The sequence below is a fragment of the Atlantibacter subterraneus genome (assembly GCF_007570865.1).
GTDB classification, from domain to species: domain Bacteria; phylum Pseudomonadota; class Gammaproteobacteria; order Enterobacterales; family Enterobacteriaceae; genus Atlantibacter; species Atlantibacter subterraneus.
The window spans coordinates 988057-1011031 of the sequence record NZ_VLPS01000001.1 but is presented as its reverse complement, the minus strand read 5'-3'; the positions used below and the strand labels follow the sequence as shown (position 1 = coordinate 1011031).

General features: G+C 51.2%; 17 protein-coding genes. 6 read left to right on the top strand and 11 right to left on the bottom strand.

Translation table 11 applies throughout. From position 1 onward, the window contains the following. Window positions 1–9: 9 nt before the first annotated feature. On the bottom strand, window positions 10–1440 hold the full coding sequence (locus FND52_RS04885; RefSeq protein WP_144129710.1) for a 6-phospho-beta-glucosidase: 1431 nt from the start codon (window positions 1438–1440) through the stop codon (window positions 10–12). A gap of 18 nt (window positions 1441–1458) precedes the next feature. Continuing rightward, entirely contained in the window at window positions 1459–2916 is a 1458-nt protein-coding gene (gene ascF / locus FND52_RS04880) for a PTS cellobiose/arbutin/salicin transporter subunit IIBC (RefSeq protein WP_125293277.1), read from the bottom strand. 334 nt (window positions 2917–3250) lie between these two features. On the opposite strand from ascF, the gene FND52_RS04875 reads away from it, so the two are divergent. Further along, window positions 3251–4264: a LacI family DNA-binding transcriptional regulator gene (locus tag FND52_RS04875; RefSeq protein WP_144129708.1), complete on the top strand. Its 1014-nt coding sequence runs from the start codon at window positions 3251–3253 to the stop codon at window positions 4262–4264. 34 nt (window positions 4265–4298) lie between these two features. Here FND52_RS04875 and FND52_RS04870 read toward each other — a convergent pair whose 3' ends face one another. Further along, window positions 4299–5168 (bottom strand): crotonase/enoyl-CoA hydratase family protein, encoded by an 870-nt coding sequence (locus FND52_RS04870; protein ID WP_125293275.1) that lies wholly within the window; start codon window positions 5166–5168, stop codon window positions 4299–4301. Between the two features lie 514 nt (window positions 5169–5682). Between FND52_RS04870 and FND52_RS04865 the strand changes: the two genes are divergently transcribed. Then, window positions 5683–6267, top strand: coding sequence for a helix-turn-helix domain-containing protein (locus FND52_RS04865; protein ID WP_144129706.1), 585 nt, complete (start codon window positions 5683–5685; stop codon window positions 6265–6267). 6 nt (window positions 6268–6273) lie between these two features. Here the strand turns inward: FND52_RS04865 and FND52_RS04860 are convergent, their stop codons facing one another. The 6 genes from FND52_RS04860 to FND52_RS04835 all read right to left on the bottom strand — a co-directional run bounded on the left by FND52_RS04860 (window position 6274) and on the right by FND52_RS04835 (window position 16548). After that, window positions 6274–7020 carry a hypothetical protein gene (locus FND52_RS04860; RefSeq protein ID WP_144129704.1) on the bottom strand — a complete coding sequence of 249 codons (747 nt, stop codon included), beginning with the start codon at window positions 7018–7020 and terminating at the stop codon, window positions 6274–6276. Window positions 7021–7082: 62 nt separating this feature from the next. After that, a complete protein-coding gene (locus FND52_RS04855; protein ID WP_144129702.1) occupies window positions 7083–8066 on the bottom strand; it encodes a hypothetical protein in 984 nt (327 codons plus the stop codon). A gap of 3 nt (window positions 8067–8069) precedes the next feature. Further along, entirely contained in the window at window positions 8070–8879 is an 810-nt protein-coding gene (locus FND52_RS04850; protein WP_144129700.1) for an OmpA family protein, read from the bottom strand. 66 nt (window positions 8880–8945) lie between these two features. After that, window positions 8946–15173 carry a YadA-like family protein gene (locus FND52_RS04845; RefSeq protein WP_144129699.1) on the bottom strand — a complete coding sequence of 2076 codons (6228 nt, stop codon included), beginning with the start codon at window positions 15171–15173 and terminating at the stop codon, window positions 8946–8948. Between the two features lie 38 nt (window positions 15174–15211). Then, window positions 15212–15976, bottom strand: a complete 765-nt coding sequence (locus FND52_RS04840; protein ID WP_144129697.1) for a hypothetical protein — start codon at window positions 15974–15976, stop codon at window positions 15212–15214. 155 nt (window positions 15977–16131) lie between these two features. Continuing rightward, on the bottom strand, window positions 16132–16548 hold the full coding sequence (locus tag FND52_RS04835; RefSeq protein WP_144129695.1) for a winged helix-turn-helix domain-containing protein: 417 nt from the start codon (window positions 16546–16548) through the stop codon (window positions 16132–16134). Between the two features lie 729 nt (window positions 16549–17277). Between FND52_RS04835 and FND52_RS04830 the strand changes: the two genes are divergently transcribed. The 3 genes from FND52_RS04830 to FND52_RS04820 all read left to right on the top strand — a co-directional run bounded on the left by FND52_RS04830 (window position 17278) and on the right by FND52_RS04820 (window position 19008). Continuing rightward, entirely contained in the window at window positions 17278–18147 is an 870-nt protein-coding gene (locus tag FND52_RS04830; protein ID WP_144129693.1) for a winged helix-turn-helix domain-containing protein, read from the top strand. Then, the gene (locus FND52_RS04825) at window positions 18137–18604 is read left to right on the top strand and encodes a hypothetical protein (protein ID WP_151605054.1); all 468 of its coding nucleotides are present in this window, start codon (window positions 18137–18139) and stop codon (window positions 18602–18604) included. Before FND52_RS04830 ends, FND52_RS04825 begins: the two co-directional genes overlap by 11 nt. 104 nt (window positions 18605–18708) lie before the next feature. Then, entirely contained in the window at window positions 18709–19008 is a 300-nt protein-coding gene (locus FND52_RS04820) for a hypothetical protein (protein WP_144129689.1), read from the top strand. Between the two features lie 36 nt (window positions 19009–19044). On the opposite strand, the gene exaC is transcribed toward FND52_RS04820, so the two are convergent. Next, on the bottom strand, window positions 19045–20565 hold the full coding sequence (exaC, locus tag FND52_RS04815; RefSeq protein WP_125295272.1) for an acetaldehyde dehydrogenase ExaC: 1521 nt from the start codon (window positions 20563–20565) through the stop codon (window positions 19045–19047). A gap of 229 nt (window positions 20566–20794) precedes the next feature. Here exaC and FND52_RS04810 point away from each other — a divergent pair, with 229 nt between their 5' ends. Further along, a complete protein-coding gene (locus tag FND52_RS04810) occupies window positions 20795–22552 on the top strand; it encodes a sigma-54-dependent Fis family transcriptional regulator (RefSeq protein WP_144129687.1) in 1758 nt (585 codons plus the stop codon). Here FND52_RS04810 and FND52_RS04805 read toward each other — a convergent pair. After that, window positions 22549–22938, bottom strand: coding sequence for a rhodanese-like domain-containing protein (locus tag FND52_RS04805; protein WP_144129685.1), 390 nt, complete (start codon window positions 22936–22938; stop codon window positions 22549–22551). The two genes, FND52_RS04810 and FND52_RS04805, sit on opposite strands and share 4 nt — an antisense overlap. Window positions 22939–22975 lie beyond the last annotated feature (37 nt).

The window sequence follows — 22975 nt, the reverse complement described above, 5'->3', positions numbered from 1 at the left end:
TTGGCAGCGTTAATCCAAATCAGCGCCGTTGCTGGATATGACTTTCGTATACCAGTAAAACGATTTTTTGCGGGTGCGCGCCAGGGTACCCGCGCCGCTGTCGTCGCGATCGACGTAGACAAAACCGTAGCGTTTGCTCATCTCCCCGGTGGACGCCGACACCAGATCGATGCAGCCCCAGGTGGTATAGCCGATGACCGGAATGCCGTCCTGAATGGCTTCCCCCATGGCTTTGATGTGCTCGCGCAGGTAGCTGATGCGGTAATCATCGTTGATTTCGCCCTGCGGGTTGAACTCGTCTTTCGCGCCCAGACCGTTTTCCACCAGGAACAGCGGCTTCTGGTAGCGGTCGTACATCATATTCATGGTGATACGCAGCCCCAGCGGATCGATACCCCAGCCCCATTCGCTGGCCTGTATATGCGGGTTCTTCAGGGACTTCACCACGTTGGCGGCGCTGCTGTTGCCATCGTTCATATCGGCAGAGGCGCAGCGTGAGGCGTAATAGCTGAACGAGACAAAATCCACGGTGTTTTTGAGGATCTCATTATCGCCCGGCTCGCTGATGATATTGATGCCCTTCTCTCTGAACATCCGCGCCGCATAGGACGGGTACGCCCCGCGCGCCTGCACGTCGATAAAGAACAGGTTTTCGCGGTCTTTCTCCAGCGCCGCCCATACGTCTTCCGGCTTGCAGGACCACGGATAGAAATTGCCGCCCGCCAGCATACAGCCAACCTGGTTTGCCGGGTTCACCTCATGGGCGATTTGGGTGGCCAGCGCGCTGGCCACCAGTTCGTGGTGCGCCGCCTGATATTTCACCTGCTCTTTGTTGTCGCTTTCGTCGAACACCAGCCCGGCTCCGGAGAACGGGCTGTGCAGCAGGATGTTGATCTCATTAAAGGTCAGCCAGTATTTAACCAGCCCGTCAAACGCTTCAAAACAGGTGCGCGCGTAGCGGGTAAAGAATTTAATCATTTTGCGGTTGCGCCACGAGCCGTACTCACGCACCAGATGCATCGGCACGTCAAAATGGCACAGCGTCACCAGCGGCTCGATACCGTATTTTTTGCACTCGGCGAACATGTCGCGATAAAACGCGATGCCTGCGGCGTTAGGCGTCAGCTCGTCGCCCTGGGGGTAAATCCGGCTCCAGGCGATGGAGGTGCGAAACACCGTAAAGCCCATTTCCGCCATCAGGGCGATATCTTCCTTATAGCGATGATAAAAATCGATCGCCTGGTGGCTGGGGTAAAACTCATCCTCGCGCAGGGTAAAACGCGGTTCGAGGCCGAGTTTGACCGCCATCCGCTGACTGCCGTGGGGGATCATATCCACGGTGGTCAGCCCCTTACCGCCTTCAAGGTAAGCGCCTTCCGCCTGGTTGGCGGCCAGTGCGCCGCCCCATAAAAAACCGTCCGGAAACTGTGAAACTGCCATTACGCACGACTCCCTGAATTAATTAACTTTTACTGCCGGTTCAATCTGCGGGTTGGCAGACGCGGGTTGTTCGGCTTCCGCCGACTTTTCTACCGGGATATCTTCAAAGCCCAGCAGCAGCGTCACGAAGAAAGAGATCACCACCGACAGGATCATCACGCCCACCACCCAGGCAATACTCATCGGATTGGCCGGGTCAAAGAACTGGACGCTGGTGAACAGCCCCGGCGACGCCATGGAATGGCTGGCCAGCCCGCCGATACCCGCCACCGCGCCGCAAATAAAGCCGGTGATTAAGCAGGCGATCAGCGGACGCTTAAGGCGCAGCGCCACGCCGTACAGCGCCGGTTCGGAGATCCCGGCGACAATAGCGGACGCCGCTGCGGCCAGCGCCGTCTGGCGCAGTTCCGGGTTTTTGGTACGCCAGGCCACCGCCAGCGACGAACCGCCCAGCGACAGGTTGGCACCGATTTCCGACGGCATCACCATGCCCTCTTTGCCGGTTTCGGCGATGGTCTGAATAATGGTGGGGGTAAACACGCGGTGCATCCCGGTCATTACCAGCAACGGCCAGATAGCGCCCATAATCGCCACCGACAGCCAGCCCAGATGGCTGTGAATGGTGTACACCAGTTTAGAAATCCCGCTGCCGATCCAGATGCCTACCGGGCCGATAAACATAATCGCGATCGGCGCGGCAATCAGCACAATCAGCATTGGTTTAAGGAAGTTTTTGGTGACCGCCGGGGTAATTCTGTCGACCCAGCGTTCGATGTACGACAGTATCCAAGTCATGCACAGTGCCGGGATCACGGTGTAGGTGTATTTCACCGCCGTGACCGTCAGGCCCATAAATTCAACGTGCTGGCCCTGGGCGGCTTTCGCCATTAAGTCGATAAAGTTCGGGTGTACCAGCACGCCTGCGATGGCAATCGCCAGCGACATGTTGGTTTTGAATTTCAGCGCCGCCGAGGCCGCGACCATGATCGGCAGGAAGAAGAACGCGCCGTCGCCGATGGTGTTGAGGATAATCAGCGTTGAGGAGCCCTTTTCAAACACGCCGGTCATGTCGAGGATCATCGCCAGCAGTTTCAGCATCGAGCCGCCGATAATCGCCGGGATTAACGGCGACATGGTGCCGATCAGCGCATCGAGAATGCCCGCGCCGATGCGACGCAGGGTGAGTTTATTTTTCTGCGGCAATGCCTTATGCGCGACTGCGCCTTCCGGCAGCAGTTTCAGCACTTCGGCGTAGGCCTGAGACACGGTGTTGCCGATGATCACCTGGCACTGGGTATCGTTGTTCACCACCCCCAGCACGCCGCTGATGCTTTTCAGTTTTGCGATGTCCGCCGCGCTATCGTCTTTCAGCACGAAGCGCAGACGGGTCATGCAGTGCGTCACCGACGCGATATTGTCCGCACCGCCAATGGCATCCACTATCGAGCGGGATACTGCTGCATAATTTTTTGACATGACTGATTCTCGCGTAATGCCCTGCCGTCTTTTTATCGCCGTGCTTGTTGGCCGACAAAATCAGCGCATTTATCCGGGTAAGGTCATTACTTTCATAGGGTTAGATAATAACTTCATGAAAAGCCGTTTTCAGTGAAACAGCATAGGTAACCGGTTCCACATAAGGGTGGTTAAATCAGGTGTTGTTTTCAACACAAAAATAAAAACGATTTTGAATCTGTGATTCAGATCGCCGAAAACCACGCGTATGGGCCGCTGGTTGGTAAAAACTGCCGCTGCCATTCGGTTAAAACTGTGTAGAATGGCTGGCGTACTCACCGTCCGGGATCGATTCATGTCTACAATGCAGGAAGTGGCGAAAAAAGCTGGCGTATCAAAGGCGACAGTGTCGCGGGTACTCTCTGGCAAGGGCTATACCAGTGAAGAAACCAAAGAGCTGGTGTACAAAGCGATTGAGGAAACCGGCTATCGCCCTAACCTGCTGGCGCGCAATCTGGCGACCAGTAAATCGCAATGCATCGGCCTGGTGGTGACTAACACCCTGTATACCGGCAGCTACTTTAGCGAACTGCTCTCCCAGGCGGCGAAAAGGCTCGAAGCCAACGGGCGACAGCTGATTCTGGTTGATGGTAAGCACAGCGCCGAAGAAGAAAAAGCCGCCATTGATTTCCTGCTCGACCTGCGCTGTGACGCCATCATCATCTACCCGCGTTTTCTCAACGTCGACGAGATGGACGCCATCGTTGAAAAGCATAAGCAGCCGATTATGGTGATGAACCGCAAGCTGCGTAAGCATCACAGCCACTGCATCTGCTGCGACCACCACGGCGCAAGTTTTATGGCCACCACACATCTGATTGAACGCGGGCACCGCGATATCGCGTTTATCACCGGCTCGATGGACTCCCCGACGGCGATTGACCGTCTGGCGGGTTATAAAGCGGCGCTGACCGCCAGTGGGTTGCCGGTGCGCGATGCGCTGATTGCGTTTGGCAAGTGGTCCCCGGCCAGCGGCGCGGAAGCGGCGGAGAAATTGCTGAGCGCAACGTTACCCTTTAGCGGGCTGGTGGTCAGTAACGATGATATGGCGATTGGCGCGATGAAAACCCTGAACAGTGCCGGGCTGACGGTGCCGGGGGATGTCTCGATTATCGGCTTCGATAACATTGCCACTGCGCCGTTCCTGCAGCCTGCGCTGTCGAGCATTAAAGATCCGGTCAGCGAGATGATTAACGAAGTGATCGAGCGGCTGATTTCGATGCTGGACGGCGGATATCTGTCGACCAAAAGCCTGTTTTCTTCGCGGCTGCTGGAGCGTGATTCGGTGCAGGACGGGCCGCATCGCTAAAAACCCGTCCTGCTACAGGACGGGTGATTTACGATTAACCTGTTTTACGCGTTGAACTTGCCATATGGCGCTGCTGCAATAACACCAGCCGCTCCATATAAGCCACGTCTTTTGGTTCCAGGCAGAATGCCGCTTCGACCCAGTCTTCAGTGATTTCCATCAGTTCCGCGCGCGGCAGGCTCAGCACCCGCTGCCGGGTACGCAGCATGGCCCTGACGCCGTTCAGCTTAAGCGCCAGCGAATCAATAAACGTGCGGGTCGCTACGGTTCCCTGCCCCGGTTCAAACAACACGTCCACCAGCCCCTGCTGCTCATGCCACTGTGCGGTATGAGCCTCGCCCTTGTAGATCAATTCTTCTGCGAGCCTCATGCCCGAGCGCCGCGCCACCAGGGAATAAGCCCCCATACCGGGGAATAAATTAAAGGCGATTTCCGGGAAGCCGAGCCGGACATCATGCTGCGCCAGAATGAAATGGTGCGCCAGCGCGGCTTCGAACCCACCGCCCAGCGCGCTGCCTTCCACCATGGCGAGGCTGATCGCGCCCGTGTCAAACCCACGAGACGCAGCGTGAACACAGTCGACGCAGGCGCGCGCATAGGCCCGTAACGCCTCCCGACGGCCATTTTTTATCGCCTCGACAAAAAACGCTAAGTCGCCCCCGGCATTGTACAAACCAGCAACCAGCGATCCGGTTACCCAGAAATTAACCGCAAACCCGGTTTTCTGAACCAGATATTGCAGATTCATTATTTCCTCGATTAACTGATGATTAAACGAAGGCCGGGGCTGCGCATTTAACATCATCCAGATGGTTTTGCGTTTTTCCTCATACCAGGCCGAGAGTTGAGTGTATTGCGCGCTATTAGTAAATAAACGGCAATCGGGATGAGTAATAATCGTCATAGTCTTTCCTTATTTTACGTTGTGCGAAAATCGCAGGGGAAGACTACTTCAGGGCAATTATTTGCTGTACCGGAATGATACAAATTTCCATTAAACGTGACTCGCCCGCAAAATAAATTACTGGCATCAGGCAACATCAAATTATTACACTCATTAAACAGGCCTCAAGTTTTTTAAATTAAAAATCTGCCATTGACAGATAATTACACCAGTATCTAAAAATGAAGATAACAAAAAGTTGAGTTGAAAAAACTCACACCTTTACCAAACAAAATGCCTGCTTTACTAATTATTAAGCACAAAATATTGCCATTCATGCTAATGCCCTACGTTGTAGCGGCATCGCGATAAAACCACTCATTTGCTTTTGTTTTTTGGCTGATTGTAATCGCATTGAGAAAACTTATAATAAATCAGCGCTATGTAAGGCGGAGTTTTACTTAAAAACGAACATCAGGCACATTCACTCGATAGCGTGTCGGCATTTATTCTGGATCGGTAAAATGGATTTACTATGGATGAATTATTAATCAAAGTTTTTATTTGTACTGAAAACTACTACCTGTATAAAGGGGTGGTATGTTCTCTATCGGAGCGCCTGAACTGCCACTTCGTTTGGATCAAAGACATTGACAGCAATAAAACCCAACTGTTACAGGAAATACAACCGCAGGATATCGTCATCCTTCTCACAGAAACAAACGTTATTGATTTTTATTTTTTAATTAATCTTTGCAAGTGCAATTGCAAGGTGATTATGGCAAGCAGTGAGCAAAACTGGTTGCTTAACATCATGTTCAATTTTGTGATGATGAACTGCAAATTTTACCTGAGCGATCTGTTACTGGCGATACACTCAAAAAACAAAAATTGCTATTATGCTCAATACCCTCGCTTTACTCGGCAAGAAAAAAAAGTGTTGTTCTATACGTCTAAAGGCCACTCAGTCAGCGATATGAGCAAATATCTTGATATATCGGAGAAAACGATTTATCAACATCAACGCAATGCGCTCAATAAAATTGGCATGACTAAACCGCGCAATGTGGTAGGTTTGCCTAAAAACTTTATTGAATTTTTATTTCATAAACACAACTAAATTTATTCAACACAGTACCTCGAGATAATCACCGTTGACAATGGTATTGTCCTCCAGATATAGCGCGTCGATAAGGTGCCGATATTTAATAACGTCCTGCACGCTGTGCATCCCCAGTTTTTTGATTGCCGACATTCTTTGGTTATATAAAGTTTTAAAATGCCCCTTATAAAACTTACTGGTTTCTTTGACCCCGCGCCCTGTTAAAACATTCGAAATAGCAAAAATTTCTGCCGGTGAGAGATCGCCGGTTGTTTTTGCGTATCGATTCTTTTTCTGTAAAAAGCAACGCTTAACAAATAACGGATTAATGCATCCTGTATCAACATACTCCTTTAACTGAAGGCGCAGCAAGTATAAGCTATCCAGCCCATCCAACAGATTGTAGATGTTTAATTTATTGGTACAAAGATGCATAAAATTGTTAAGGACATCACAAACGACAATAACATTTCTTTTGGAAATATTATTTTTCTCAATACCCGTCACTAAAAATTGCGCGATCTGTTCGGGAACCGAGACCAATCGGTCGTGAATATAAATAATGAGCGAGCAAATACGGTTATGATGGAATTCGCGCCAGCTAATAAATTCCATTACGCTGGAAAAGCCAATGATTTCAAAGGGAGTGCCAGCTTGCTCATAGAGTGAAATCATCCCCATTCTGCTATGGAAACACTCATCAATAATAATATTGACAGGTTTTCCATCGACCGGTTGCGGTTGCACCGCAGGTGTTAAGGAGAGTGTCATAATTTTTCCTGGTGATAAAAGAGCGCCTGAATTAGACAGGCAATTACAGGCGCTAAGGGGGGCTACTTCTTACTGCTATTTTTCTTATTTGCTGCGGGACTTTCGGTTACGTCCTTCTTAGGCACTTCCTGAGGTTGTGCTTGCGGTTTGACGGAATTAATTACCGTCACATCGGAAAAGTAATCTTTACCTAAAATTTTGCCATTGCCAAACCATGGCACGCCTTTAGCAGTAAACATCACATTCCCAGCCTGCTGGGTTAATACGTCGCCCGCCTCGTTAGCCACAGTAAAGCTGTTTAACGATACGTTCACCGGCATTAACGGTTTGGCGACGCCGCTTTTATAGAAAACCGTAATTTTGCGCAGATATTCCGGTGCGTAGTTATAAACCACGCTGGCGATACGCTGCTGGTAATCGGCCCAGTATTTGTTTTTCTCGCCCTGAATGTTTTCCGCGATTACGGCATACATCTGCGCGGTGGCCTGTACCACGGCCATTTTTACCTGCGCGTCGTTCAGGAACTGGGGTTGATTAAATACCACCTGTTCGGTTTGCGGTTTGGTTTCTTCTTTCTTGTCAGATTTCCAGAAACTCCAGCCGGAAGCTTTTTTCTCAGTATCAGCTTTTGCATTACTCTGCTGTTTAGAGAAGTAGATCCCGTTGTTAACCGGCTCAAATACTGACGTTGCCAGATAAACTGCGCAGGTCATTTGCTGCTGTTCTTTATCACCATTTATGAGCAGAGATGCCACGCTACCGCTTTTTGGCAGCTTCGTGGTATCAACGCCCTGCTGTTTTAACAGAGTGTTGACTTCCTGCTGAGTTTTATCTCCCCGCGCCAGGGCGCATATTTGTTGCATGGCGAAATCATTTCGCTGACCGTTAATTGTTGGCGCGATGGCCTGCAATGTATCGGTGATCATATTGTATGCCGGAACGCTAATGGTTTTAACCGGCAGATCCTGTGGAGCGGCTACAGCCTGGTCAACCGCCAGGAGAAGAAGACCGCCTACGGCGGTCTTAATTACGTGTGACACGGACATGACTTATTTACCTGAATTAATATCTACTACATCAAGCGTCATACGGCGGTTAGGTGCCAGACACTCAATTACAGCTGGAGATTTTTTGCCCGGGCAATTTACGCGCGGCATTGCATCACCCATTCCGCGAGTTTCAATAATTGAAACCGGAATGCCGTTCTGAACCAGCATATCTTTAACGGATTCGGCACGCGCTAAAGAGAGCTGCTGATTTTTCATCGGATTGCCGATGCGATCGGTATGACCCGTTACCACAACGTGTTTACCTTCCAGCGATTCGCTTTTCAGTTCATTCGCCAGTTGGGTTACGTGAGACACGCCTTCCGCGCTCAGTGCCGCACTGGCAAAGGCAAACAGGCTGGAGCCGCTCAGTTCTTTGTGAACCGGTGCTTTAACCTGCGGTACGGCTGGCGCTTTCAGACGTGACAGGCAATCTTCCGGCATAAAATAGAAACTCTGCGCGGTCATATCAGTATCAAATAACACTTTATACTGACAGGTTAATACGGTTTTATCCGGCTGCGTGAAATGGAAAATATAATCCCACTCTTTCACACGAATCGCGCCCTCTTTAAAGTGCGGCACACCGATTAATTCGTAGACCTGTGCTTTGGTTAAACCCGGACGCATTTGTTTCAGGTTATCAAGATTAACGAAGCTGCCCTCGTCTCTTACTGCGCTGGATTGTTCGGGGAATACCGGGTTAGCGGTTTTGCCCTGGGAATCCACATCGCTAATAGAGTGAGTACAAGCGGATAATAACGTCATGCCACCTACAACCAGCGCCAGACGAGCCAATTTAAAATAGTTCATAGTCAATTCTCTAAAAAAAGGGGTAACAGTCCCCGGTTATTACCGGGGACAGGATTAATGTGATAATTAGAACTGGTAGCCTACGCCAACCGCCGCGCCGACATCGCCCTGGCTGTTGGTGGTACCAGCAATCTTCGTTACCCACTTGCCGTTATCGGAGATAGTGGACACACCCAGTGCAATTGCAGACTCACCCTGGTAAGTACCGCCCGCCAGGCCAACCATGCTGGCACCTGGCTGGTACGGTTGCGGCAAGCCCGCTGTCGCCATCGCACCGGCAATACCCGCGCTCAACTTATCTTTCTGGTCATCAACCATGTTTTTCAGATCGTTGAACTTCTTGTTGGTGTACTGATAAGAGTTGTTTACACCCTGTTTCAGCTGGCCAACGTTAGCAGCATCGGTGTCCGCCGTACCGGCAGCAACGTTAGTGACCTGACGTTCATTACCGGCAGAGCCCATCGAGACACTGTTATCACGATCGGTAACCGAGTTGTAACCCAGCGCAACAGAGTTGTTATGGGTAGACTTCGAGTTAGCTCCGATAGAGGTGCTGTAATCCCCGCTGGCAATCGCGCCCGCACCACCGGCAGTTGAATCTTTACCGGTCGGCGTTGGTTTCGGCAGATCGCTGGTGTTATTCACCTGGAACATACCGTCAGTGCCGTTAGAGATATTGGTCACGTGCTGATCAACCTGATCCAACTGGTACTTGTTCACTGCGTCGCTCGGGTCAACGCCGTTGGCAACGTTAGTGATGGTGGTACCACCAGTATGGGTAGAGTTGTCGTAGGTATCCCCGCCCATAATGACTTTGTTGTAGTTCACGGAACCGTCAACGTTGGTTTCGTACTTCACGCTACCCTGATCCAAGTTGTAGACATCACCGGAGATCTTCTCGATGGACTGGTTGGTCGCGTACAGCTCGGAACCGTTCACTGCGTCGGTGCTGTCAGCCGTGATACGGCCCGCCGCGACGTTAGTGATAGTACGTTCGTTGCCTTCGCTGCCTACGCTCACCGTGCTGGTTGGGTTATTACCCGCCACAGCATAGGTATCACCGTTAATGGTTACGCTGGTGGTGGCGACCGCTGCCTGAGTAACCGAGCCTGCGCCCAATGCCACATCGTTAGCATTGTTAGCAATAGCGCCAGTACCCATGGCCACGCTGTTGTCACCCAGGGTTTGAGCACCCTGACCAATCGCCGCACTGCCTGCGCCAGTGGATTTAGCTTCATCGCCCATGGCGATGGAGCCGTTACCCAGAGACTGCGCATTCGGTCCTACTGCAATAGAGTCCATGCCGGTTGCCACGGAATCCGCTTTTTCGGAGGTCGCGTGGAAGTATTTGGTCCCGTTGTTATAGATGTTGGTGGTCGCGTCAGTCAGTTGCTGAACGTTCACCGCATCCCCCATATCAATACCGTAAGCAACGTTCTTAATACGGGTACCGCCGGTTTTGGTGATGCTGTTGTAAGTATCGCCACCCATGGTAACGCTGTTGTAGTTCACAGAACCGTCAACGTTCACATCATATTTCACGGAACCTTTATCCAGCACTTCAATAGCGGAGTTGGTTGCGTAGAGTTGTGAACCGTTAATCGCATCGGTGCTGTCGCTAGTGATACGTCCCGCAGCCACATTGGTAATGGTGCGTTCTTTACCACGGCTACCCACAGAAACGGTGCTCAGCGGATCAACACCGGCAAAGTGATAGCCCAGGCCGTTGATGGTCACGCTGCTGGTGCCAACCGCCGCTTCGGTAACAGAGCCAGCGCCCAGCGCGATATCATTCGCGTGGTTAGACACGGCGCCCATACCGATGGCTACGGAATCCAGCCCTACAGCCTGAGAGTCATCCCCGGTTGAATTGGCGTGGAAGTACTTGGTACCCGTGGTGTAGATGTTGTTGATGGTGTTATTAGTTTCAGTCAACTGCGAGAAGTTAACCGCATCGCTCGGAGCCACACCGTCCGCCACGTTAGTGATGGTGGTGCCGCCGATGTGCGTCTCGTTGTTGTAGGTGTCCCCACCCATGGTCACGCTGTTGTAGTTAACGGTTTTGGAGCCGTCCGCATTAATGATCACATCATATTTCACCGCGCCTTTATCCAGCGTATCGATAGCTGAGTTGGTGGCGAACAGTTGTGAACCGTTAATCGCGTCAGTGCTGTCTGCCAGGATACGACCCGCTGCCACGTTGGTGATGGTGCGCTCGTTACCCAGGCTACCCACGGAGACGGTACTCAACGGATTTACACCCGCAAAGGCATAATCTTTATCGTTGATTTTTACGCTGGCGGTAGCCACAGCAACATCAGTTACGGAACCAGAACCCAATGCCACGTCACCATCATTGAGAGACTGTGCGTCACGACCCAGCGCCAGGCTGTTCAGGCCTTTTGAACGGGCGTTGTAACCCACCGCCGTGCTGCCCTGACCGTTGGCAAACGCGTCCAGTAATGGCAGATCTGCATCGTTGGTACGAACATAGCGAATGCCGCGACCGTTGATTATGGTGTAATCCTCGGTCTGATCGCCCGCGAAGTGATTCACGGTGTTGGTGATATTGGTAACGTTGTTGTTAGTTTCCGTCAGCTGAGAGAAGTTAACCGCATCGCTAGGCGCTTTACCGTCCGCCACGTTAGTGATGGTGGTGCCGCCGATATGAGTGGAGTTGTCGTAGGTATCCCCGCCCATGGTCACGTTGTTGTAGTTAACGGTTTTGGAACCGTCCGGGTTTACGATCTCGTCATATTTCACAGCGCGATCGTCAAGAACGGTGGTTTTTTGCGACAGTGCAGAGAGCTGCGCGACGTTAACCGCGTCAGAATCTTCCGTACCTGCTGCAACACCGGTGATTTGACGGAATTTGCCGGTTTCCGCATCGCCCACGCTGACCGCACCCAGAGTGCTGGTTGTGGCATTAATTGCCAGAGCCGCAGCTTCCGAGATACCTTCAGGTAAATAGCCAGCTTTATCCGCAGCGGTTTTCGCTACCGACCCGGTACCCAGCGCAACGCCACCGGCGATGTTTGCTTTTGCTCCGTAACCCAAAGCGGTAGCATCAGCAGCATCAGTAGAAGCCGTCGCACCAACAGCAGTAGAACGGTCACCATTAACGGTAGTGCCGGAACCAATAGCAGTACCCATTAAGGAATGCGCGCGCGCCCATTCGCCGAAGGATGAAGAACCCGCATCAGCTTCAGCGCCATTACCAACGGCAGTAGACGTAGTAGATCCATTTTCCGCAAAGCGACTGTTCAGCGACTTAGCATTGTGACCAATTGCTACACCGCCATCGGCAGCCGGTTGGCCATCAGCGACAGTAACTGATGCGTTTTCACCCATCGACACGCCGAAAGCAATTTTAGTTTGCGCATTTGGACCAATAGCAATACCTGAAGTCCAGACCGGAACATCAACAGTCGCATTGGTGCCTAAAGCAATCGCATCACGCCCGGCTGCCGCTTTGGCAGCACTACCCATTGCAATAGAACCGCTACCGGTAGCAGAAGCCCCTACGCCAGCAGCAAGCGCATTGACACCTGTCGCGCCGTCGTTGTAGTAGTTTGCGCCGATTACGCCGTTATCGTTCACGCTGTAGTAACGGGTTTTCGCAGCTTCGACCGTTTCTTCCAGTTGGTCGACGTTAACCGCGTCGTCACCTTCAACACCGTAAGCCACGTTAGTGATAGTGGTACCGCCAGTATGGGTGGAGTTGTCGTAGGTATCGCCGCCCAGGGTTACGCTGTTGTAGTTAACGGTTTTGGAACCGTCCGCATTGATGATCACATCATATTTCACCGCGCCTTTATCCAGCGTATCGATAGCTGAGTTGGTGGCGAACAGTTGTGAACCGTTAATCGCGTCAGTGCTGTCTGCCAGGATACGCCCCGCCGCCACATTGGTGATGGTGCGCTCTTTACCCACGCTGCCCACAGAGACGGTGCTCAACGGATTAACACCGGCAAAGGCATAATCCTTATCGTTGATTTTTACGCCAGCAGTGGCCACAGCAACATCAGTTACGGAACCAGAACCCAATGCCACATCACCATTATTGATAGACTGTGCGTCACGACCCAGCGCCAGGCTGTTCAGGCCTTTTGAACGGGCGTTGTAACCCACCGCCGTGCTGCCCTGACCGTTGGCGAAGGCATCCAGTACCGGCAGACCTTTGTCATTGGTACGAACATAACGAATCCCGCGACCATTGATTTCGGTATAGGAATCGCTCTGATCGCCCGCGAAGTGATTCACAGTGTTGGTGATATTGGTGACGTTTTCGTTAGTTTCCCACAGTTGGCTACCGTTGATGGCATCCATACTGGTGGAAGATATGTCGCCAGCAGCGATATTTCTTGCTTTTTTACCGCCACCATTGATGCCACCAGTGGTCATACTTGGGCCGCCAGCCACAGTCACACCATCGGCTGCAACGGTAGTGGTGTTGGTACCATCGGTAGCAATGATAGTGTTGAATACCGGGTTATCCGCCATCTGAATATTCAGGTTGCCGGATGCATCCACCACGGTGTTCATATTCTTGTCAGAATAGGTACCTGCTGTGGTTTTACCGCCTTTAATGGTCATGGTGCTGCCGAGAACTTTTGCCGTGGTGCCCGTGTTACCGGCAAAGTTCAGCGGGGTGTCGGCCAGATCTTTCAGCTGGCTGCCGTTGATGGCATCCATACTGGTGGAAGAAATGGTGCCCGGAGCCACGTTGGTGATTTTCTTACCGCCAGCGTTAATGCCGGTAGTAGTTACGCTCGGGCCACCCGTTACGGTCAAGCCGTTCGCCGCCATTGTGGTTGTGTTGGTACCATCGGTAGCCACCACGCTGGTAAACACCGGATTATCCGCCATCTGAATATTCAGGTTACCGGATGCATCCACCACAGTGTTCATATTCTTGTCAGAATAGGTACCTGCTGTGGTTTTACCGCCTTTAATGGTCATGGTGCTGCCAAGAACTTTTGCCGTGGAGCCTGTGTTACCGGCAAAGTTCAGCGGGGTGTCAGCCAGATCTTTCAGCTGGCTGCCGTTGATGGCATCCGTACTGGTGGAAGAAATGGTGCCCGGAGCCACGTTGGTGATTTTCTTACCGCCAGCGTTAACACCAGCCGTAGTAACGCTCGGGCCGCCCGTAATGACCAGACCAGAATTATCCAGCTTGCTGTTACCGGTCGTTACGCTACCTGTAGCGGTTAGATCCAGATTTTTGTTCAACTGGACATTTACCACACCGGCATCAGTCGCACCGGCTTGTGCTACGGCAATATTGGTATCGCCTTTAAAGGTGACTTTGCCATTAGGTCCAATGTTTGCCGTATTGCCAGCCGCGTCTGTCACGTTCCAACCTGAGGTGGCCAGGCCTTCAACGGACTTCAGTTGCGCGACGTTGACTGCATCATTATCCATTGTGCCTGCGGCAACGCTGGTGATCTGACGGCTACCAATATCTACTGCACCGCGAGTGGAAGTAGTGGCTGCGATCGCTGCTTTCTGTGCTGAAGATGCTTCGGAAGGAGCATAGCCCGCAGAACCTGCACCGCGTGAAGAATTCGAAAATGAACCAATTGCTACGCCATCCACAGCGGAAACTGAGGATGCATTACCTATTGATACTGAGTTTGTTGAATTAGCTTTAGAGTTGGTGCCAACTGCTATACCTGAATTTCCCACTGCACTGGACAAATAACCCAATGCAACGCTACCTTCCGAAGAAGCGTTAGCATAGGCCCCTATAGCCGACGAGCTCCAGCCAGTAGAGTTTGTATAGTCACCTAAGGCCACAGAACTTGATCCTGTTGCGATAGCATGAGGCCCCAATGCTGCCGACCAGTTACCCGCTGCCTTAGAATCTAAACCGATAGCAACAGCATGAACCCCTTTTGCCTGAGCCGCGGTCCCCAAAGCAATGGAACCACCAGCTTGGGTGTTAGCGGGGTTAGTTGCGCTGGTATATAAAGATCCATCACCTGCAATAGCATTTTCACCAATCGCCAGGTTAGCCCCCATTGACCATGCATTTGGAACTGCTGCTGCAATTGTTCCACCACCGATAGCAATGTTGCCACCTACTGCACTGTCATTACCCCCCGCCGCCGTATACGCTCGGGCATCTTCAACTGGCGTCATTGAAAGCGCAACCGCGCCAATAACACCTGCCGCCGTCGCGCTTAAACCGGTGCGCCCCACTTTCCCTTTCCCTTTCGCTTTCGCGAATTCGCTGACCGCAACCCACGCCTGCAAAGCGGGATTCCAGACAATCCGATAAATTTTATTCATATCAAACTCCTGCCATTCCTTTCGGAAAAGCCATTTCCTTATTTACTTTGATGGGTAAGCTTGTTTAACGAGGCGCATTCGCGATCGATAAACGGTCGTTCAAGCGAGACGCTATTAAGCTTGCTGAGATTGTCGTTAAACAGTTGCTTTGCTGACGCGCTGTTATGCTTAACGTTTTGCAGGTATCCCCCTGCAAAGAAGGTTGCTTCCGCCCGCGCGTCCTGCTGCTGCGCTGCGTCGGCATTAAATGCGGATACCGCGCTAAACACGCTATCCACGGTCTCTCGCCCGGCGTATAACCCGGCGATGGATTTTTCGAAGGGAAGATGCCAGGTTTGCGAATACACCAGGCGTTTTAATTCCTTGTTTAATTCTTTATCGCTACCTTTCCACTGTTTAGCGGTTAGCCATAAATCCCAAAGTTGCGCATATTCTCTGTCGCGCACACTTGAGCTATTTTTTATATTCGCAAAGGCTTTTTGCGCCTCGGAATATTGCCCCAGCGCAACCAGATTAACGGCGGCAGGCACGGCACTGATGGCGGCATATTCAGTATTGCCCAGACGTTCGTAACCCTTTTGGGCTTCACGGTTACGCCCAGCAAAAAAATCATTAATCGCTTGAGCATAAATAGCTTTCGTATCGATAACCTGTGTTACCGATGGTTTATTACTGGTTTGATCTGAAGCTAACGCGCAATGACTAAATATTGCCAGTGAGCTCACCAGCATTACGCTTAACGCCTTCTTCACGCAGCCATAGGGCGAGCGGAGAGAAGGCACTGTATTAAATGCCTTATTCATATAATCAAATACCTGTCAGAAGAAAATAGTGCTCCACATGATTTTTTAAAAAATCATGGCGTGCGTATTCAATCCGTTTCAGCGACAAGGTCGCAAAAAGATAAAGCCAAATGGTTGTGCTAACGTATTAATGTCTATTCTGATGCCAAACCCGCTTATGCGATGCTCTTATCATCTATATATTCAGAACTCTTTTTATAATAAAGCGGCGTAATATCACGATGCTCAATGACATATCCTTTACCTTTTACGTAATGGATAAAGCCCTCAGGAATACCCAACAAGCTCAATTTTTTATTTAAGCCGTTAAGCACCTGCCACAAACGTTGCGTTGATGGACTGAGATCGTGATCTTCCCAGATTTTTTTTAGCAACTCGTCCTTGGATACCTCTTTCTGGCGCGCATGGCTCAACAGATAAAGAAATAAATTCATCATGGTGTCGTTAAAGTAAATCGTCCCAAAGATGAGATTCTTTTCTGCGCCGCTTGCAGATAAGCGATAAAGACATCTATTCTCAATATCGAAGTGAATGTCTCTGCCGATCAGGAAGCCATAAAGTTGATAGTTCATAACAGTTTTCCCTGGTGTATTAATCCAGTAAAGGTGTTCAAGCCTACTCAATTAAAACCTCACTTTTTATTGGGCGATTATAGATCCCGAACATTCAGTTTCAATACAGGCGGTAATATCTGTAACCCCTCCCTTTCATATGCTTTTTTTGCGCACTTCCCCTTGACCTTTCAGTCTGTCCAGTTAAAAAAACCACCCGCCACTATCCCTATAGTGAAAAACACTAAATTTCGTCATTATCGTCGTCATCAACCGTTACTAACGAAATAAGCGCTTCTTGCAGTTTTTAAAACTTATATTTGTTTTAAGCATTTGTTTTTGCCAGTAAACACCTCCTGATTATCGGTAAAAATCTTATGCAACCGGTTTGATGGGTTTGCTTGCTCAGCGTGTTAAGGTCCCGCCAGCATTACAATCACCTTGTTTCCAGATACCTGTTGGCGTCTCAACGACTATAAAGTTAGCCATCGAGTCGACGAGCACACCCTAACGTTAACGGGAATATTCCGTGAGTGAAGTTATTTGATTTAAACTGAATCACACCTAACCCATTGATAAATAATAATTTAAATTACCAGGGCTGATTGCTGCATATTTGCAAACCGTTCAAATCTCATAACTACATGATTTTTATATTAAAAAAATCTTATTCAGATTTTTACCCGATATTGAATCTGACGCTTTTGTTAGCTATGCTCAAAGTAATTTTTTATTTAGAAATATACAGTTATGAGTGATAACGCCATTTATATCATTAATGATAAAGTGATCTTCACGCCGGACAGTAACACTCTCTGTCCCGTTAATGACAACACTAAGCCTGTTGTTCTGCATACCCCAAGCAGCCAGTGTTTGCTTCTGTTATTGCAAAACAATAATCAGGTGGTGAGCCAAAAGGTTTTATTCGAAGAGATATGGGAAAAGAATGGCGCACTGGTTACGCCCAATACGCTTTATCAGAATATTGCCTTAATCAGAAAGGCATTTAAATCGGCAGGACTGGAAGAAGAAGTCATTAAGACCATTCCTAAACAAGGTGTAAAAATAGCGGCGCGCCTGATTGTTAATACCCAAAAAGAGTTAGGCGATTTAACGGAATTTGAAAACAATCCCCATTCTCATTTAACCTCCACATTAAAAGCAGCGCCGCCCTTTTCTCTTGAACCCTTTACGGTTGAAGAACACAAACCAGAAAATCGTTTAACCTCTTCCCCCTCTGTTTTACACAAGCTGATTCGCAATAAATTTTTTTTCTTTATCCTGCCTGGCCTGATAAGCGTTTTTTTTGTTTACTGGCTTTGTGTATTTTATGGCTCTCAGGGGCATGGCAATGCATTTTTCAAGGATTATATGGACATCGGTAAGATAAATAATTGCCAGGTGTTTTCGTCCTACCATGGCGTAGACATTAGCAAAGCCAAATTTGAAACCATGGCAAGGTTAAGTGGCATGACCTGTCAACCGGGCGAAATGGCCTGGCTTACTTTTAATCGCCAGTACGAAATGAGTATGTTGATAAAATGTGATAAACAGATTGCCGATAAAAATGCGGTTTGCCAGAATTTCTTGTACGAAGAGGCTTCAGACAATGAAAATTAATGTGTCAAAAGCGCTCTGGGGCGTGGCAGCGTTATTAGGCGCAATAACCGGATTCCTGGCTCTGGAAGCCCATTACCAACAAACCCATTTTTCCTGCCAGAATAAAATCACTGTTTTTAACCAGAATGGCGCACTGGTAAGTGATAATGCCTTCGAATTTGAGGGGCAGCTTGGAAAATACAGTGCTACCGGAAAATTTAGTCGTCGCGATCGGGATGAGCAAACCGTTAACAATACCTTCGGATTTTACTTCTGGAACGTAGATAAAAAATTAGTCATTGTCGCCAATGAAGAGAGTCATCATTCTCCTGCCTACGATCGCATTCCGCTTTTTCTCCCTGACGTGATTTTTCACCGGGATATGGCTATCGCGTTAACGCTGATAAAAATTAACCCTGAAGCCTACCTGTTTTTACGCAATGATGCCCCGGTATTCTTCTGCAAAAAAACCGGTTAGCGATTTATATAATTTTCTGAAAAATTAACCTTAAGTTTCATGTGACAATTCATCAGGCTAAAATCGTTGCCCTAATCCCGTTAACGTAAAGCGAAGGGTTGAAAATGGATACGCGCCCTCCCCGCTGTGCGCAGTTATTGCTTTGCCTGTATCAGTCAGGTGATTTCACCTTGTTAAGTCATGAAACTCAAATCGCGCTTCAGGAAGTACATCGGTTTGATGCCGGAAAGCCGCCCTATTTACTGCGCTTGCAGCTCGGCGCGGATATTCAGTTTATCGGGATGACCTACGGCAAGCAGGAGTTGCAGAACGTGGCGATTGAGATGCTGATCTGTAAGGAAAACCATCAGCTGGTTTATTTACTCAGGCAGGCAAAAATTTTGATGGAAGACATTCGGGCATAAAAAAAGCGCACCGGCGTTAGCCGGTGCGCATAGGTATTAGTACAAACCCATCGGCTTACTGTCAAAGCTCACCAGGATGTTCTTCACCTGCTGGTAATTATTGAGCGCCATTTTGTGGGTTTCACGGCCAATACCGGAGTTTTTATAGCCGCCAAACGCCGCATGCGCCGGATACAGGTGGTAGCAGTTAGTCCAGACGCGGCCCGCTTTAATCGCTCGTCCCATACGCCAGGCGCGGTTGATGTCGCGGGTCCAGACCCCTGCGCCAAGGCCAAACTGGGTATCGTTCGCCAGCGCGATGGCCTCCGCTTCATCCTTAAAGGTGGTGATGCCGATCACCGGCCCAAAGATTTCCTCCTGGAAGCTGCGCATCTGGTTGTTGCCTTTGATCAGCGTCGGCTGGATGTAATAACCGGTCTCCAGCGCGTCGCCGTGCCCGACGCGCTCACCGCCGGTGAGGATTTCACCGCCTTCTTCACGGGCAATCGAGATATACGACAGGATCTTGTCGTACTGTTCTTCAGATGCCTGCGCGCCAATCATGGTGTCGGTATCGAACGGGTCGCCTTTGCGGATGGTTTCCATTTTGGCGAGTACTTTTTCGATAAACTGCGGGTAAATGGATTCCTGAATCAACGCGCGTGACGGGCAGGTACAGACTTCACCCTGGTTAAAGAAGCCCAGCACCACGCCTTCTACCGCTTTATCGATAAAATCCTGGTCGCCGTTCATCACGTCCTCGAAGTAGATGTTTGGCGATTTACCGCCCAGTTCGACGGTGCTGGGGATAATGTTTTCCGCCGCGCAGGAAAGTATATGGCGGCCAATCGGCGTCGAGCCGGTAAAGGCGATTTTCTCGATGCGTTTGCTGCGCGCCAGCGCTTCGCCCGCTTCTTCACCAAAGCCGTGCACCACGTTGACCACGCCTTCCGGCAGCAGATCGCCAATGGTTTCCATCAGTACGCAGATGCTGAGCGGTGTCTGTTCTGCCGGTTTCAGCACCACGCAGTTACCCGCCGCCAGCGCCGGAGCCAGTTTCCAGGCCGCCATCAGGATCGGGAAGTTCCACGGAATAATCTGGCCGACCACGCCCAGCGGTTCATAGATGTGATACGCCACGGTGGTGTTGTCGATTTCCGCCGCGGTGCCTTCCTGGGCGCGAATACAGCCTGCGAAGTAGCGGAAATGATCCACCGCCAGCGGCAGGTCTGCGCCTAAGGTTTCACGAATCGGTTTGCCATTATCCCAGCTTTCGGTCAGGGCCAGTTTTTCCAGGTTCTCTTCAATACGATCGGCAATCGCCAGCAGCACGTTGGAACGCGCCTGAACGCTGGTTTTACCCCACGCGTCTGCGGCGGCATGGGCGGCGTCGAGCGCCCGCTCAATGTCCTGCGCGTCGGAACGCGGGAACTCCGCCACCACTTTGCCCGTTACCGGCGTGGTATCAGAAAAGTACTTGCCTGCAACCGGCTCAACAAATTTACCGCCAATATAGTTGCCGTAACGCTCACGGAAAGTGACTTTTGCGCCTGGCTGGTCAGGATGGGCATATTTCATTGTAATGTCCTCTGATTATGATGGTGTAGGGTAAGGCCCATGTTCATAAGCAGTTCTTATGCCAATATTTATGCCGCCGCGTTTAAAATATTTACCCTTTTAGATTCAATAAATTACCTACGTGAGTGACACACAGTGTTTCACCCTGTCGCGGAATTGTGTCGCGTATCGCAACAGGTGAGACACTTTGATGCTACATATATGCAACACTCACGACACGGAGAGGATAATGCCACGCAGAATCGGATCACATCATGTCGACGTCAGCGCCACTCGCCTGGTGCTCCCCGGTCTGGTTAGCGAGTCCTGGCAGCGTTCCGCGCGCCTTGGCCTGCGGCGGGACGATGAAGCAGCACCCGTGCTTCCTCTTGCCGATCTGAAGAATGCCCGTGAGCAAAACCCGTGGATTTCCCGCCTGCTGCAACCGCAGCTCAGCACCCTGCTGCCGTCTCTGAAAAACAGCCCGTCGATTATTGTGATGTCCGATGCGCAAGGCCTGGTGCTGGATACGCTCGGCAATCAGGATTTCCTGCATAAAGCCCAGCGCTTCGCCCTGCTGCCCGGTAGTTTATGGGGCGAGCAGGCGCGCGGCACTAACGCCATTGGCACCGCGCTGGCAATCGGTGATTTCTGCGAAGTGGCGGGCGAACAACATTTCCTCAATCACAACGCCGGGCTGTATTGCGCCGCCACGCCGGTTTACGGCCCTGACGGAAAAATCGCTGGCGTGCTGGATTTATCGACCCCGGCAACTCATCCGGGACGTGACGCCGTCATGCTTATCCGCCGCGCCGTGGCGAATATCGAGCATGACTGGGCCTGCAATATGCTGAACAAAGACCGCTGGCTGCTGCGTTTACATACGGAGCACGATCCGGAAAACGAGATGATTATGGTGTTTAGCGATGAAGTATTGCTCGGTGCCAACCGGCGGGCGATGCAGGAATTTGGCCTGTCGTCTGCAAGTATCGGCAGCGTGGCATGGCGTTCGTTATTTACCCACCGGCCCGATCGGCACCCCGCACCGGTAGAAGCGCTAAACCAGCGCCGCTATCTGGCGCGCCAGCAGACCCATCACAGCGCGCGCGTCACCGTGCCGCCGATGCAGGAGCCGGTCCATCCGCAGGCGTTGCGGCTGCTGAATGCCGGAATTGCACTGTGTATCACCGGGGAAACCGGTAGTGGTAAAGAGCATCTTTGCCGCGCCCTGCATCAGCAAAGCCACTGGCGCAGCGGGCCGTTTGTCGCCATTAACTGCGCCGCCGTACCGGAAAACCTGATTGAGTCAGAGCTGTTTGGCTATGTGCCCGGCGCATTTACCGGCGCGAACCCCAAAGGTTACGAGGGCAAACTGCGTGAAGCCAATAACGGCGTGCTGTTTCTCGATGAGATCGGGGATATGCCGCTGGCGATGCAAACCCGCCTGCTGCGAGTGCTACAGGAAAAATGCGTCACGCCGCTGGGCGGCAATGGCCGTCATAACGTTAATTTCGCGCTGGTGTGCGCCACCCACCGCGATCTCCAGCAGTGCGTGGATCAAGGCAGCTTCCGGGAAGATTTGCTGTACCGGATCCAGGAGTTTCAGCTGCGTCTGCCGCCGCTGCGCGAGAAGCCCGATCTCGCCGCGTTTATCCTTACGCTCTGGGAACAGTTAGGTGGCGTGAAGCGGCAAATTGCCTTATCGGATAATCTGCTCAATACCCTCTCCCGCCTGCCCTGGCCGGGCAACGTCCGCCAACTGCTGAGTTTCCTGAAAGTGCTGCTGGCGCTCTACGATAACGGCGATGTTATTGAAGAAGAAACTCTGCCGGAAGGCGTGGTATGCCCTGGATTACGGGCTGTGCCTGCGCTCAGCGCCGTTCCGCCGCCGCCGGATGAGCTGGCAGCGCTGCGGGAAGCCAACGGCAATATGGCCCAGGCCGCCCGCCAGCTGGGGATTTCGCGCAGCACCCTGTATCGCCGGTTAGAGCGGCGCAGCGTCAGTTAAGCGAACGGCAAGGCTTCATCAGCCCATCCGGTAATGCCGCCAGGCATGACCTTCACATAACGTCCCATCCCGGCGAGCTTTAACGCCGCCCGATCCGCCCCATTGCAGTGCGGACCGGCGCAATACACCACAAACAGCGTGTCCTGCGGCCATTCAGCCATGCGCGCGGGCGTCATGTCCCGATGAGGCAAAAAGATCGCGCCCGGCAGATGACGACGTGCAAATGTCGTTTCGTTTCCTACCACGTGCAGTAAAACAAAATCCTGCTGCCCGTCGCGAATGGCGGCGTAAACATCCGCACAGTCGGTCTCGAAGGCTAAACGCTGTTGATAGTGGGCAACTACCTGTTGCGGCTGGGCGGGCGGAAATTCAGTAACGTAGCGCATTGGTGTGACTCCTGTTTTGTGTTAACAATACTCTAAC

What these genes read in the sequence shown, in the direction of transcription:
- exaC (WP_125295272.1), bottom strand. Translation starts at nt 20,565, where the DNA reads ATGAAATATGCCCATCCTGACCAGCCAGGCGCAAAAGTCACTTTCCGT.
- FND52_RS04870 (WP_125293275.1), bottom strand. Translation starts at nt 5,168, where the DNA reads ATGACGATTATTACTCATCCCGATTGCCGTTTATTTACTAATAGCGCG.
- FND52_RS04810 (WP_144129687.1), top strand. Translation starts at nt 20,795, where the DNA reads ATGCCACGCAGAATCGGATCACATCATGTCGACGTCAGCGCCACTCGC.
- ascF (WP_125293277.1), bottom strand. Translation starts at nt 2,916, where the DNA reads ATGTCAAAAAATTATGCAGCAGTATCCCGCTCGATAGTGGATGCCATT.
- FND52_RS04875 (WP_144129708.1), top strand. Translation starts at nt 3,251, where the DNA reads ATGTCTACAATGCAGGAAGTGGCGAAAAAAGCTGGCGTATCAAAGGCG.
- FND52_RS04835 (WP_144129695.1), bottom strand. Translation starts at nt 16,548, where the DNA reads ATGAACTATCAACTTTATGGCTTCCTGATCGGCAGAGACATTCACTTC.
- FND52_RS04830 (WP_144129693.1), top strand. Translation starts at nt 17,278, where the DNA reads ATGAGTGATAACGCCATTTATATCATTAATGATAAAGTGATCTTCACG.
- FND52_RS04820 (WP_144129689.1), top strand. Translation starts at nt 18,709, where the DNA reads ATGGATACGCGCCCTCCCCGCTGTGCGCAGTTATTGCTTTGCCTGTAT.
- FND52_RS04805 (WP_144129685.1), bottom strand. Translation starts at nt 22,938, where the DNA reads ATGCGCTACGTTACTGAATTTCCGCCCGCCCAGCCGCAACAGGTAGTT.
- FND52_RS04860 (WP_144129704.1), bottom strand. Translation starts at nt 7,020, where the DNA reads ATGACACTCTCCTTAACACCTGCGGTGCAACCGCAACCGGTCGATGGA.
- FND52_RS04845 (WP_144129699.1), bottom strand. Translation starts at nt 15,173, where the DNA reads ATGAATAAAATTTATCGGATTGTCTGGAATCCCGCTTTGCAGGCGTGG.
- FND52_RS04850 (WP_144129700.1), bottom strand. Translation starts at nt 8,879, where the DNA reads ATGAACTATTTTAAATTGGCTCGTCTGGCGCTGGTTGTAGGTGGCATG.
- FND52_RS04865 (WP_144129706.1), top strand. Translation starts at nt 5,683, where the DNA reads ATGGATGAATTATTAATCAAAGTTTTTATTTGTACTGAAAACTACTAC.
- FND52_RS04885 (WP_144129710.1), bottom strand. Translation starts at nt 1,440, where the DNA reads ATGGCAGTTTCACAGTTTCCGGACGGTTTTTTATGGGGCGGCGCACTG.
- FND52_RS04825 (WP_151605054.1), top strand. Translation starts at nt 18,137, where the DNA reads ATGAAAATTAATGTGTCAAAAGCGCTCTGGGGCGTGGCAGCGTTATTA.
- FND52_RS04840 (WP_144129697.1), bottom strand. Translation starts at nt 15,976, where the DNA reads ATGAATAAGGCATTTAATACAGTGCCTTCTCTCCGCTCGCCCTATGGC.
- FND52_RS04855 (WP_144129702.1), bottom strand. Translation starts at nt 8,066, where the DNA reads ATGTCCGTGTCACACGTAATTAAGACCGCCGTAGGCGGTCTTCTTCTC.